The 13,300-nt window shown below is 63.3% G+C and carries 12 protein-coding genes; 7 read left to right on the forward strand and 5 right to left on the reverse strand.

What is annotated here, in order from left to right:
- Both N2603_RS14775 and N2603_RS14780 read right to left on the reverse strand, forming a co-directional pair.
- Complete coding sequence (locus tag N2603_RS14775; protein WP_260389377.1) at positions 1-1,290, reverse strand: acyl-CoA dehydrogenase family protein; 1,290 nt, start codon at positions 1,288-1,290, stop codon at positions 1-3.
- A 12-nt stretch (positions 1,291-1,302) separates the two neighbouring features.
- On the reverse strand, positions 1,303-2,100 hold the full coding sequence (locus N2603_RS14780; RefSeq protein WP_260389378.1) for an alpha/beta fold hydrolase: 798 nt from the start codon (positions 2,098-2,100) through the stop codon (positions 1,303-1,305).
- A 214-nt stretch (positions 2,101-2,314) separates the two neighbouring features.
- Here N2603_RS14780 and N2603_RS14785 point away from each other — a divergent pair, with 214 nt between their 5' ends.
- The 4 genes from N2603_RS14785 (at position 2,315) to N2603_RS14800 (ending at position 7,714) form a co-directional block, all read left to right on the forward strand.
- On the forward strand, positions 2,315-3,076 hold the full coding sequence (locus tag N2603_RS14785) for an SDR family NAD(P)-dependent oxidoreductase (RefSeq protein ID WP_260389379.1): 762 nt from the start codon (positions 2,315-2,317) through the stop codon (positions 3,074-3,076).
- Positions 3,077-3,118: 42 nt separating this feature from the next.
- Positions 3,119-3,955 (forward strand): enoyl-CoA hydratase family protein, encoded by an 837-nt coding sequence (locus N2603_RS14790; protein WP_145831975.1) that lies wholly within the window; start codon positions 3,119-3,121, stop codon positions 3,953-3,955.
- Positions 3,956-4,056: 101 nt separating this feature from the next.
- The gene (locus N2603_RS14795) at positions 4,057-6,408 is read left to right on the forward strand and encodes a bifunctional salicylyl-CoA 5-hydroxylase/oxidoreductase (RefSeq protein WP_260389380.1); all 2,352 of its coding nucleotides are present in this window, start codon (positions 4,057-4,059) and stop codon (positions 6,406-6,408) included.
- 55 nt (positions 6,409-6,463) lie between these two features.
- Positions 6,464-7,714 (forward strand): flavin-dependent oxidoreductase, encoded by a 1,251-nt coding sequence (locus tag N2603_RS14800; protein ID WP_260389381.1) that lies wholly within the window; start codon positions 6,464-6,466, stop codon positions 7,712-7,714.
- A gap of 63 nt (positions 7,715-7,777) precedes the next feature.
- Here the strand turns inward: N2603_RS14800 and N2603_RS14805 are convergent, their stop codons facing one another.
- Complete coding sequence (locus tag N2603_RS14805) at positions 7,778-8,233, reverse strand: cupin domain-containing protein (RefSeq protein WP_018643141.1); 456 nt, start codon at positions 8,231-8,233, stop codon at positions 7,778-7,780.
- Between the two features lie 30 nt (positions 8,234-8,263).
- Positions 8,264-9,439, reverse strand: a complete 1,176-nt coding sequence (locus N2603_RS14810) for an ABC transporter substrate-binding protein (RefSeq protein WP_260389382.1) — start codon at positions 9,437-9,439, stop codon at positions 8,264-8,266.
- 279 nt (positions 9,440-9,718) lie between these two features.
- Here N2603_RS14810 and N2603_RS14815 point away from each other — a divergent pair, with 279 nt between their 5' ends.
- From N2603_RS14815 to N2603_RS14825, 3 genes are all read left to right on the forward strand, one after another.
- Positions 9,719-10,210 (forward strand): MarR family winged helix-turn-helix transcriptional regulator, encoded by a 492-nt coding sequence (locus N2603_RS14815; protein ID WP_260389383.1) that lies wholly within the window; start codon positions 9,719-9,721, stop codon positions 10,208-10,210.
- 146 nt (positions 10,211-10,356) lie between these two features.
- Positions 10,357-12,048, forward strand: coding sequence for a benzoate-CoA ligase family protein (locus N2603_RS14820; RefSeq protein WP_260389384.1), 1,692 nt, complete (start codon positions 10,357-10,359; stop codon positions 12,046-12,048).
- 21 nt (positions 12,049-12,069) lie between these two features.
- Positions 12,070-12,528: a RidA family protein gene (locus N2603_RS14825; protein ID WP_260389385.1), complete on the forward strand. Its 459-nt coding sequence runs from the start codon at positions 12,070-12,072 to the stop codon at positions 12,526-12,528.
- A 27-nt stretch (positions 12,529-12,555) separates the two neighbouring features.
- On the opposite strand, the gene N2603_RS14830 is transcribed toward N2603_RS14825, so the two are convergent.
- The gene (locus tag N2603_RS14830; RefSeq protein ID WP_260389386.1) at positions 12,556-13,284 is read right to left on the reverse strand and encodes a CBS domain-containing protein; all 729 of its coding nucleotides are present in this window, start codon (positions 13,282-13,284) and stop codon (positions 12,556-12,558) included.
- Positions 13,285-13,300: the final 16 nt, after the last annotated feature.

The raw sequence follows: 13,300 nt of genomic DNA on the forward strand, positions 1-13,300 counted from the left end.
TCAATCGTCCGTTTCGCCGGCCTCGTACAACGCCTCGCGGCCGATCCGATCGAGGCAAAGCTCGGCCGTCCAGGGCAGCATTAGGGAGCCGCACCGGCTATCGCGGTAAATGCGCTCCAGCGGCAATGAGCGAAGCATGGCCTGGCCGCCGCAGGTGCGGATCGCGAGCGCCGCGAGCTCATTTGCTCCCTCCATCACCGAGTATTGCGCGGCATAGGCACGCAGCACCTGCTCCTTGCTCGGATTGGCGCGTGCTTCGGTCACAGCCTGGAACCAAATCGACTTGATCTGTTCGAGCTTGATCTGCATCTGCGCCACCGCGATCTGCTTGGTCGGGTACATTCGGCGCTTGACCGGCGGCATGCCCGGGACCTCGCCGCGCAGATAGCGCACCGTAAAATCATAGGCCGCTTGCGCGAGGCCCATGTAGGTCGGCGATAGCGTCAGGAACATGTGCGGCCAGCGCATTGCAGCCTGGAAATAGACGCCGCGCGGCATCAGCGCCGAATCATCCGGGACGAACACATCCTTGAACAGCAGCGTTCGCGAGACCGTCCCGCGCATGCCGAGCGGATCCCAGTCGCCGACAACGGAGACGCCTTCCGATTTTGCGGAGATCGCGAGGTAAAGCGTGTTGCGGCGCGAGGCCTTCTCGCCTTCCTCGATCTCGGTGCAAAGCACGCCGTAATAGTCGGCGTGGCCGGAGAGCGATGCAAAGATCTTCTTGCCATTGACGATCCAGCCGCCCTCGACCGGCCTGGCTTCCGTGCCGAAGGCGACACCGCCCGCAGCCGCCGCGCCACCCTCGGAGAAAGGCTGCGAGTAGATCGCGCCGTCCTCGACGATGCGCTTGTAGTGGACCGCGCGCCGCCGCTCGTGCTCCGCGCGAGTTTCCGTATCCATGTCGAGATCGTCGGCGAGGGGCCCAGACCACAGGGTCGAGCAGACATGCATGTTCCAGGTCAACGCGGTGGCGCCGCAATAGCGGCCGATCTCGGCGGCTGCGAGCGCATAAGTCTGGTAGTTCGCGCCAAGCCCGCCATGCTTCTTGGGGATGGCAATACCGAGCAGACCGACGCGGTGCAGATCGCGATAATTCTCCGTCGGGAAGACCGCATCTCGATCGTAGATCGCCGCGCGGCCGGCGAACACACTCTGACCGATCTCCCGCGCACGTGCAATGATGCCGGCCTGTTCGTCGCTGAGACGGAATGCGACAGGGTCGAAGATCGGCGCATCCAGCGCCACCTTGTCGCTCGCGCCGATGGTCTTGCTGACTTGCATGGTCATTGCCTAGTCACCTTACGATTTGGTCGCGACGGAATGCAGGAATCGGCCGAGCGCCTCATCGAAGGCGCCGGGCCGCTCGAGGTTGGCTAGGTGGCCGACGCCGGCGAGTTCGATATATTCGGCAGAAGGGATGTAGGTCGCCGTCTTCGCCATCATTGGCGCCGGCGCATTGTTGTCCTTGGAGCCGGACAGCAGCAGCGTCGGCACGGAAATGTCCTTGAGCGTGCTGCGCTGATCGAAGCCGATCAGGGCCAGCATCATGGCGCGATAGCTTGCCTCCGGCACGCTTGCCATGCACTCGCGCGCAAGCTCCATTCCGCTCGGATCCGGATCGTCGCCGACAAGCTCTTTCACCAGCGAGGGCGCCAGCGATTTCATCGTCTCGCCGCGATCGAGCGGCCCGAGCCGCGCGGCGATGAACGATTTCTGCCAGTCGCCGTCGGCCTTCCCGAATGCGGGGCTGGTTTGTGCAAGAACGACCGCGCGCGCCAGTTTCGGCGATTGCACCAGCCATTTCTGGACGATCATGCCGCCGATGGAATGTCCGACCAGAATAGGCTTGGCCGCACCTAGCTGCTCGATGAATTGCTGGAGCGCATCCGCCAGGGCAGCGATACTGACGCTGGCGAGCGGTTCGGACGCGCCATAACCCGGCATGTCCCACGCGATCGCGCGGAAGCGGTTGCCGAATGTGGCAAGCTGGCGCCGCCAGGCGCGCGCCGCACCGCCGATGCCATGCAGGAAAACCAAGGGTATTGCGCCGGGATTGCCCGCAGCTTCATAGGCGAAGCGTCCATCCTTTGTTATCATTGGCGCAGGCTGCGACACGCGACATCCTTTTGCTTGGCCCCGTGATGCTAACAGGCCTGTGGGGGATGGAAAGAGATAATTTTATACTTAAAGCAATTTCCGGGCCGATCTCTGGCGCGCGGCTGTTCACGGCGCGATCGGCGCTTTCGTTGCAAAAATTTGAAGTTTAAAATATATCCGAAAGAGCGATCAACAGATTCCGAGGAGCCAGCGCATGTCCGCATTGCCGCAATCGCCGCACGCGCTGGTGACCGGTGGCGGCCGCGGCATCGGCCGCGCGATCGCAGCCGCTCTCGTCGGGGCCGGCGCAACCGTGACGGTGCTCGGCCGGAATGCCGCAACTCTTGAAGAGGCGATCGAGGCGGGAGCTGCGCATTTCGCAGCCGTCGCCGATGTTTCAGACGAGGTGTCGCTCAACGCCGCCATCGCCGAGGCCCATGCGCGAAAGCCGATCGATATCCTGATCGCCAATGCGGGCAGCGCCGAATCCGCGTCGTTCGTGAAATCGGATAGTGCCCTTTTCGCGCGCATGATGGACGTCAATTTTATGGGCGTGGTTCATGCCATCCGCGCGGTCTTGCCAGGTATGAAGGATCGCCCCTATGGACGGATCGTGGCGGTCGCGTCGACAGCCGGGCTCAAAGGCTATGCCTATGTCAGCGCATACACTGCAGCCAAGCACGCGGTGGTCGGTCTGGTGCGGTCGCTCGCGCTCGAAATGGCCGGCAGCAATGTCACGGTGAATGCCGTGTGTCCGGGCTTCACCGACACGGATCTCGTCGCCGGCAGCATCGAGAACATCGTGAAGAAGACGGGGCGAACCCGCGAGCAGGCGATCGCCGAACTCGCCAGGCATAATCCGCAGGGGCGGCTGATCTCACCTCGGGAGGTCGCCGACGCTGTGCTCTGGTTGTGCGGTGAGGAAGCCGGTGCGATCACCGGACAGGCAATCGCCGTTGCCGGTGGGGAAATCTAGCGTGCGAGGCACGGGCCGGAACAAGGAAGTTAAGGAGATCGCATGAGCAGACCAGCAAATCCTGTGACCGTGCCGCTTGCGGACTATTCGCCGCAACACTTCCTGCTGGCCGTTGTCGACGGTGTTGCCACGGTGACGCTCAATCGTCCCGAACGGAAGAATCCTCTGACGTTCGAGAGCTACCGGGAATTGACCGATTTCTTCCGTGCCTGCGCGTTTGACGACGCGGTCAAGACGATCGTCGTCGCCGGCGCCGGCGGCAATTTCTCGTCCGGCGGCGATGTGTTCGAGATCATCGGCCCGCTCGTCAAGATGGACACCAAGGGGCTGACCGCCTTCACGCGGATGACCGGCGACCTCGTCAAGGCGATGCGGGCCTGTCCGCAGCCGATCGTGGCCGCGGTCGAAGGCATCTGCGCCGGCGCCGGCGCGATCATCGCCATGGCATCCGACATGAGACTTGCGGCCAGCGGTGCCAAGGTCGCGTTCCTGTTCAACAAGGTGGGCCTTGCCGGCTGTGACATGGGCGCCTGTGCCATCCTGCCGCGCATTATCGGGCAGTCCCGCGCCTCCGAGCTGCTCTATACCGGCCGGTTCATGACCGCGGAGGAGGGTGAGCGCTGGGGCTTCTTCAGCCGGATCGTCACGCCGGAGCAGGTGCTGCCCCAGGCGCAGATTCTGGCCAGGCAGGTCGCGGAAGGGCCGACCTTCGCCAACACCATGACCAAGCGGATGCTGGCGATGGAATGGGCGATGTCGGTGGAGGAGGCGATCGAGGCGGAAGCCGTTGCCCAGGCGCTGTGCATGACGACGGCGGATTTCGAGCGCGCGTTCGAGGCCTTCGCCAACAAGGTCAAGCCGGTCTTCAGGGGCGACTGAGCCGGCTGCTATTATCCGCAGCCAGGCCAGCGACGGGGACTTGCGTGAAATTATTTTAGGCTTAAAATAGTTTTCATGGCGGGTGAATTGGCGAGGCTCCCATGAAAGTCGCGATCATCGGTGGCGGACCTGCGGGTCTCTACGCTGCGATCCTGCTGAAGAAGCAGCGGCCAAGTGCCGACATCACGGTATACGAGCGCAACCGGGCCGACGACACATTCGGCTTTGGCGTGGTTTTCTCTGACGCCACGCTCGACAATTTCGAGAAACACGACCTTCCGAGCTATCGCCGCATCACCCAGGAATTCGCCTACTGGGATGATATCGCCGTGCATTTCCGCGGCACGGTGCACCGGGTCGGCGGCAACGGGTTTTGCGGCTGCTCGCGGCAGAAGCTGCTCCTGATCCTCCAGGAGCGCGCGCGAGAGCTTGGCGTCGCGCTGCAATTCGAGGTGGATATCGACGACGAGTCCCGCTTCGCTGATGCCGATCTCGTCCTGCTCGCCGATGGCATCAACAGCCGCTTCCGTGAAAAATACGTGGACCATTTCCACCCGGAGGTTGATGTCCGCGCCAACAAGTTCGCCTGGATGGGCTCGACCAGGCCGCTCGATGCCTTCACCTTCATCTTCCAGGAAACGGAATGGGGGCCGTTCATCGCCCACGCTTATCAGTACGAGGCCGGGCACTCGACCTGGATCTTTGAGACCGATCCGCAGACTTTCGAGCGGGCAGGGCTGACCGGGCTGAACGAGCAAGAGTCCGCCGCGCGGATGGCCGACATCTTCGGCTGGTTTCTCGACGGCCACAAGCTGCTGACCAACCGCTCGATGTGGCGGAATTTCCCGATGATCCGCAGCAAGCGCTGGGTCAAGGACAACATGGTGCTGCTCGGCGACGCCAAGGCGAGCGCGCATTTCTCGATCGGCTCCGGTACCAAGCTCGCGATGGAAGATGCGATCGCGCTTGCCGAGGCGATGCAGAACGCTCCCAGTATCAAGGCTGCGCTGGAGGTCTATGAGCACGGTCGCCGTGAGGAGGTCGAAAAGACCCAGCACGCCGCCGACGTGTCGCTGGTCTGGTTCGAGCACGTCGATCGTTTCTGGGATTTCGATCCCGTGCAATTCGCCTTTGGTGTGATGACGCGCTCGAAGGCGATCACCTACGACAATCTGAAACTCCGCGCGCCTGATTTTGTGGCCGAGGTCGAAAAATCCTTTGCAAGGCACGTTCGCAACAGCGGCTTCGATGTTGATACCAGCAAGCCGTTAGTGCCGTTGTTCCAGCCGTTCCGCTTGCGCGAGATGGAGATCGCCAACCGCGCGGTGATGTCGCCGATGTGCATGTATTCAGCGAAGGAGGGCGTGCCGACCGACTTCCACCTCGTGCATTACGGCTCGCGCGCGATCGGCGGCGCCGGCCTGATCTTCACGGAGATGACCTGTGTCAGTCGCGACGCCCGGATCACGCCGGGATGCACGGGCCTGTGGAACGACGAGCAGGAGGCCGCGTGGCGGCGCATCGTGGATTTCGTCCATGGCAATTCGGCCGCGAAAATCTGCCTGCAACTCGGCCATGCCGGCCGCAAGGGCGCGACCAAGCTGATGTGGGACGGCATGGACCGTCCGCTGGACGAGGGTGGCTGGGACGTGGTTTCGGCATCACCTCTGCCTTATTTTCCTGACAGCCAGGTGCCGCGCGAGCTCGACCGCGCCAGCATGAACGCGGTGAGGGATTCTTTCGTCTTGGCGGCCGAGCGTGGCGAGCGCTGCGGCTTCGACATGCTGGAGCTGCACTGCGCCCACGGCTATCTGCTCGCAAGCTTCATTTCGCCGCTGACAAACACCAGGACCGACGAGTACGGCGGCTCGCTCGAAAATCGCCTCAGATTCCCGCTTGAGGTTTTCGAGGCACTACGCGCGGTCTGGCCGTCGCACAAGCCGATGTCCGTGCGTATCTCCGCGACGGACTGGGCTGAGGGTGGTATCGACGGTAATGACGCCGTCGCGATCGCGCGCGCCTTTGCCGAGGCCGGCGTCGATCTCGTCGACGTCTCGACCGGGCAGACCGTGCGCGATGCGCAGCCGGTCTATGGGCGCATGTTCCAGACGCCGTTCTCCGATCAGGTCCGCAACGAGGCGCGTGTCGCCACCATGTGCGTCGGCAACATCACGACGGCGGATCAGGCCAACACCATTTTGGCCGCCGGACGGGCGGATCTCGTGGCGCTCGGGCGCCCACATCTGGTCGATCCATTCTTCACCATGAAGGCCGCGGCCTGGTACGGGGCAAACGACGCCTTCTGCCCGCCGCAATACCTTCCCGGAAAGGATCAGATTTTCCGCAACAGCGTGCGCGACCGGCAGGATCTCGAGGAGCTGAGAATTAAGGCTAAGCCCAAGACCCGGGCCGAGCTGAAGGCGGAGGCGACAAAGCCGCTTGCGGCCGAGTGACCGCCCGTGCGACGTTAACCCCATTGCCTGGCGTATTTCGAGTGGAGTAAGGGCGATGAAGGCGATTATCGTCGGTGGCGGTATCGGAGGTCTCACCACGGCATTGATGTTCCGCTCGCGGGGCCTGGATTGCGAGATCTTCGAACAGGCCGAGACCATCCGCGAGCTCGGTGTCGGCATCAACACGCTGCCGCATGCCATGCGCGAGCTTGCCGGCCTCGGCCTGCTCCAGAAGCTCGACGACGTCGCGATCCGCACCGACCAGCTCTATTACCTCAACCGCCATGGCCAGGAGGTGTGGCGCGAGGCGCGCGGCATCGACGCCGGCCACGACGTGCCGCAATTCTCGATCCACCGTGGCCGCCTTCAGGGCGTCATCCATCGAGCCGTCGAGGAGCGACTCGGTGCGGCCGCAATCCACACCGGCTGCCGGCTCGGCGCCTTCACGCAGGACGAGGGTGGCGTCACCGCCTATTTCTTCGATCGTGCTGGCGCGCACATTCACACGGCGCGAGGCGATATCCTGATCGGCGCCGACGGCATCCATTCGCGCGTCCGCGAGACATTGTTCCCGAACGAGGGGCCGCCGTGCTGGAACGGCTTGATGCTGTGGCGCGGTGCGCGCGACTGGCCGTTGTTCCTCACCGGCAAGTCGATGATCGTGGCCGGCGGCCTCAATGCCAAGGTGGTGATCTATCCGATCGCGGAGGGATCGAGCCCCGCAAGCCGGTTGACCAATTGGGCGGTGCTGGTGAAGGTCGGCGAGGGCAACGCTCCGCCACCGCGCAAAGAGGACTGGTCGCGGCCGGGCCGGCGCGAGGAACTGATGCCGCACGTGGCGCGCTTCTCGGTGCCCTATATCGACGTGAAGAGCCTGATCTCGGCAACGCCTGAATTCTACGAATATCCGACCTGCGACCGCGATCCCTTGCCCTACTGGTCGTCCGGGCGCGTCACGCTGCTCGGCGATGCCGCGCATCCCATGTACCCCGTCGGCTCCAATGGCGCCTCGCAGGCGATCCTCGACGCACGCTGCCTCGCGGACGCGCTGGTGCGCGCCGAGCATCCGCGCCAGGCGCTGCTCGAATATGAGAAGAAGCGCCTGCCGATGACAGCTGACATCGTCCGCTCCAACCGCCGCGGCGGCCCAGAGGGCGTCATCGACGCCGTCGAGCAGCTCGCGCCCGACGGTTTCGACAATGTCGACAACGTCTTGAGCTATTCCCAGCGCGAGGCGATCGTGCGGGGCTATGCCACCAAGGCGGGCTTCGCCGCTGTCCCGGGACTGGCGGCGGTGCGTGCTTGATGTGCTTTTGATTGAGCATGACCCTTCTGGAAAACCGCTTCACACTTTTCCGGGGTCATGCTGCTAACCGCCGGGAGGCGGCGGCAGGAAGTGGATGTTGAACTCGGCGGCCATCGCCACGACGTCCTCCGGCTTCTGCTCCTTCATGTTATGAAGGCCCCAGAACAGGTCGAACAGCTTGCGGCTCGGTGAGACCCAGAACAGCACCTTTGCGGTCTGCTCCGATTTGTTGAAGATACCGTGCGGCACGCCCATGCCGAGGCGGATCAGGTCGCCCGCAGTGGCCTGCGCCTCCGAATTGCCGAGCACGAAGTCGAGCTTGCCCTCCAGCATGTAGAGATACTCATCCTGGTCGGGATGAATGTGCGGCGGCACGAACGTGCCGGGCGGCAGCGTCGCGTGCCAGGAGAAGCTGTTCTCGGCGTAGCTTTTCGGCACATAGGTCTGGCCGAGGATGTTCCAGGAAATGCCCTGGATTCCCTCATTGGCCCGCGTGATGCCGGTGATTTCGCTCTTCATTGCAGTCCTCCCTTGACGCGACGCGCGGCCTCAGTTTGCCGCCTTGCAGTCCTTGGCATAGCGGTCGCCGTAATTCTCAAACACCTTCTGGACGATCTCGGTCTGGAACTTGCCGTCCGGACGCTTGGCGACCTTGGTCAGGTAGAAATTCTGGATCGGATAGCCGTTGGTGTTGAACTTGAAGGCGCCACGCAGCGAGGTGAAATCCGCCTTCTTCAGCGCGGCTCCGACCGCGTCCTTGTTCGAAAGGTCGCCTTTCACGCCCTTGATGGCGCTGTCGATCAGCATCGCGGCGTCATAGGCCTGGAAGGCGTAGGTGCCGGGCACGATGTTGTAGGCTGCTTCATAGGCTGCGACGAACTTCTTGTTCTGTGGATTGTCGAGATTGGGCGCCCAGTTCGCGCCGCCGAACATGCCGACGGCCGCGTCCTGCTGTGCCGGCAGCGTCGATTCATCCACCGTGAATGCCGAGAGCACCGGGATGCTGTCGGCAAGGCCTGCCTGGCGATACTGCTTGACGAGATTGACGCCGAGGCCGCCCGGCATGAACGTGAACAGGGCGTCAGGCTTCTGCGAGGAGATCTTGGACAGCTCCGGCTGGAAATCGAGCGTGTTCAGCGGCATGTAGGATTCTTCGACGATCTCGCCCTTGTAGTCGAGCTTGAAGCCGGCGACCGAGTCCTTGCCGGCCTGATAGTTCGGCACCATCAGGTACATGCGCTTGTAGCCGCGATCCTGCGCGACCTTGCCGAGGATCTCGTGGACCTGGTCGTTCTGATACGACGTCACATAGAAGAACGGGTTGCAATCCTTGCCGGCAAAGGTCGACGGGCCGGCATTCGGGCTGATCAGGAACACCTTCGATTCCGTCACGGGTCGGTGGATCGCCTGGAGAATGTTGGAGAAGATCGGGCCGACCACGAAATCGACCTTCTCGCGCTCGAGCAAGCCCTTGACCTTGGTCACCGCCGCGTCCGGCTTGAGCTCGTCGTCGACCACCACGACCTCGACCTCGCGGCCACCCATCTTGCTGCCGAGGTCCTTCACCGCGAGCGCAAAGCCGTCGCGAACCTGCTGGCCGAGCGCGGCGGCGGGTCCCGACAGGGTCACGATCACACCGAGCTTGATCTTCTCCTGGGCGAGGGCGGGGCTCATTGCGGTGCCGAGCAGCAAGGCGGCTACGGTCAAGGTTCTTTGCATTTTCATTTTTTGTCCCCTCGTGACATCAGCGCCTGCGCAGCAAGCCGCCTACTCCAATCCAAGCTTATGCCGATGATGGCTGCCGCGGCAAGCAAGGCTCAAGACGTCGCCATCCCGCGGCAAAGCGCGCATGCAAGCGGCGCGCCAATTATTTGAAGCCTAAAGAAATCGGCGTGCGGTCGATTGCTGCAGCTTTGGACTTGCGGCCGGCTTCAATTTATTTGAAGCTCAAAACGTTGGGGAATCCGTGCCGGCGCCAATGCCTGCCGTCAATGACCGCATCAGATGCTTGATTCCGAGACCAAGGCCGTCGAGACGCCGGAGGACCATGCCGATGAGCTTCGGCTGTGGCTGCGCTTGTTGACCTGTACCACCCTGATCGAGGGTGAGGTGCGCGGCCGCCTGCGGCAGCGCTTCGACGTCACGCTGCCCCGTTTCGACCTGATGGCGCAGCTCGACAAGGCGCCGGACGGCATGACGCTGTCCGACGTCTCCAAGCGGATGATGGTCTCCAACGGCAACGTCACCGGTCTCGTCGAGCGTCTGGTGGAATCCGGCCATCTCGACCGGCGCACCTCGGAGACCGACCGCCGTGTCCAGGTGATCCGCCTGACAAAGCTCGGGCGCGCCGAATTTCGCAGGATGGCCGCGGAACACGAGACCTGGATCGCCGATCTCTTCGTCGACCTGACGCCGAAGGACGTGCGCGAGCTGATGCGCCTCCTCGCCAAGACCAAGGCGTCGGCGCAGAAATCGGCCGCGCGCAGGCGGCCCTGAGCCCGCATCCGGGCCGGCCCGCCAATCCCTTTTGCCGCAGGAAAAAGCACGGGATGCCCAAATCCCCTATTGCGCCAAATTGTTTTAAGCCTAAAATGTTTTTAGATAGTGCTGCCGGGTGCTTTCCATGCGCAAAGGAGCGTGCGATGGCCAACGCCGCGAAGGTTCAAGCGTCGGGCTCGTATGACGGCAACGCCGCGACGGCCCATGTCGATACATTCGCGCGGCAGCATCTGCCGCCGCGCGAGCTCTGGCCCGAATTCATCTTCACGCGGCCGGAGCTGCACTATCCGCCGCGATTGAACTGTGTCAGCTATTTTCTCGACCGGTGGGTGGAGCAGGGCCATGGCGAAGCGCCTTGCGTCATCAGTCCCGCCGTGAGCTACACCTATCGCGAGATGCAGGCGCTCGTGAATCGCGTCGCCAATGTGCTGGTCGGCAAGCTGGGTCTCGTCACCGGCGGACGCGTGCTGCTGCGTTCGGCCAATAGTCCGATGATGGTCGCAACCTATCTCGCTGTGATCAAGGCCGGCGGAATTTGCGTGGCGACGATGCCGCTGCTGCGCGCCAAGGAGCTGTCCTATCCGATCCAGAAGGCGGAGATCACGCTGGCGCTCTGCGACGGAAAACTCGCCGACGAGATGGAGAAGGCGAAGCTAGCTGCGCCCGGTCTCAAGCGGGTCGTCTATTGGGGCAATAGCGCGCCCGACTCGCTCGAAGCGCTGATCGCCGATGCCAGCCCCGAGTTCACGGCCGTCGATACCGCCTCCGACGACATCTGCCTGATCGCCTTCACGTCGGGCACGACAGGCGATCCCAAGGGCACCATGCATTTTCATCGCGACATGCTGGCCGTCTGCGATGGCTACGCCCGCAATATCCTGCGGGCCGAGCAGAAGGATCGCTTTATCGGCTCGGCGCCGCTCGCTTTCACCTTCGGCTTCGGCGGCGTGTTGTTTCCGATGCACATCGGCGCCTCTTTCGTGGTGCTGGAGAAGACGACGCCGGACGACATGCTGACGGCCATCGAGCAGTACAAGACCACGGTCTGCTTCACCGCGCCCACCGCTTATCGCGCCATGATCGGCAAGCTCGTGGGCCGCGACATTTCCTCGCTTCGGAAGTGCGTCTCGGCCGGTGAGACATTGCCAAAACCGACATTCGACGCCTGGTTCAAGGCGACCGGTATCAATCTGATGGACGGTATCGGCTCGACCGAGCTGTTGCACATCTTCATCAGCGCGACCGAGGACGACATCCGCCCGGGCGCGACGGGCAAGCCGGTGCCAGGCTATGAAGCGAAGATCGTCGACGATGCCGGCAATGACGTGCCGCCTGGGACGATGGGGAAGCTCGCGGTGCGCGGGCCGACCGGCTGCCGCTATCTCGCCGACGATCGGCAACGCAAATACGTCCAGAATGGCTGGAACATCACCGGCGACACCTATCTGATGGATAGCGACGGTTATTTCTGGTACCAGTCGCGCTCCGACGACATGATCGTGTCGGCGGGTTATAATATTGCCGGTACAGATGTGGAGGCCGCGTTGCTCACGCATCCCGCTGTCGTCGAGTGCGGAGTGGTCGGTGCGCCGGACGAGGCGCGAGGCATGATCGTCAAGGCCTATGTCATCGCCGCGCCCGGCGTGACGCCGGACGCTCAGCTAGCAGCCGAGTTGCAGGAGCATGTGAAACGCGAGATCGCGCCGTACAAATATCCGCGCGCAATCGAGTTCGTGACGCAACTCCCGAAGACAGAGACCGGCAAGTTGAAACGTTTTGCCCTGCGACAGCTCGCGCAGGCCGCGGCGACGTCCTCGGGCGTCGCGGCAGAATGAGAGAAGGATAGAGAATTGTCCGTGACGACGCCGAAAAGCCCGCAGCTTGCGGTGCTGCCGACCGCCGATGAGAATGACACAGGTTCGGTGGCGCAGATCCTCCAGCCGTCCGGTTGGCCGGTGCCGAAAGGCTATGCCAACGGCATGGCTGCCGAAGGGCGGATCGTCGTCACCGGTGGCGTGATCGGCTGGGATGCCGACGAGCGGCTGGCCGACGGTTTCGTCGCGCAGGTCCACCAGACCCTGAGCAACATCGCCGCGATCCTGAACGAGGCCGGCGCACGCCCCGAACATCTGGTACGGCTGACCTGGTACGTCGTCGACATAGACGAATACCTGGCGAATCTGAAGGAACTCGGCAGGGTCTATCGCGCCATCTTCGGCGCGCATTATCCGGCGATGGCGCTGATCCAGGTCGTGCGGCTGGTCGAGAAGGCGGCTCGCGTCGAGATCGAGGCGACTGCCGTCATTCCCCGCTGAGCCGCGCTAGCTGCTTCAGTTCGCTTCTCAGCTTGCCTTGGCGAGATCGTCGTCTTCAGGCGAGTTCAGATAGACGCCGGACATGGTGTCGACCCAGCACAGATGGTCGTGCACCTTCTTCACGCCCTCGACGTTCTCCGCCGCGACGACCGCAGCCCGCCGCGCGCGTTCCTCGGTGATGACGCCGCTGAGATGGACGACGCCGTCGCGAACGATGACGTTGAGGCCGAACGGGCACCAGTCGTGCTTCTCCATGGCATCGATGATGCGGCTGCGAATGCGATCGTCATCGGCCGTCGGATCCGGCACGTCCCGGGCGAGCCCCGCGACCGCCTGCAGCAGATTGGCGCGGGACACGATCCCGACGACCATGTCGCCGCGCACCACCGGCAGGCGCTTGACGTTGTTCCGCTCCATGAGATCGACGATCTCGGCAAGCGCCGTATCTTCGGTGATGGTCACGGGCGAGGGGGTCATCACCTCGGAAACCCTACGGCCGTGTTCCTGGACGAAGTCGCTGGCCGACGTTCCCGGGCCCAGGATGAACCGCAACCAGCGACCCCGCTTGCGTCCGGTGCCGATTTCGCTGCGGCGAATGAAATCTCCTTCCGAGACGACGCCGACCAGCCTGACGGCGTCGTCCACCACCGTGAGGCCGCTGACGTGCCGCTTCAGCATGATGTTCGCCGCCTCCACGATGCTGGTGTCGGGGGTGACTGAGATGACCGACCGGGTCATGATCTGATGGGCACGCATGGCAAGCTCCGCTGGC

It is taken from the genome of Bradyrhizobium huanghuaihaiense (assembly GCF_025200885.1).
GTDB lineage: Bacteria > Pseudomonadota > Alphaproteobacteria > Rhizobiales > Xanthobacteraceae > Bradyrhizobium > Bradyrhizobium huanghuaihaiense.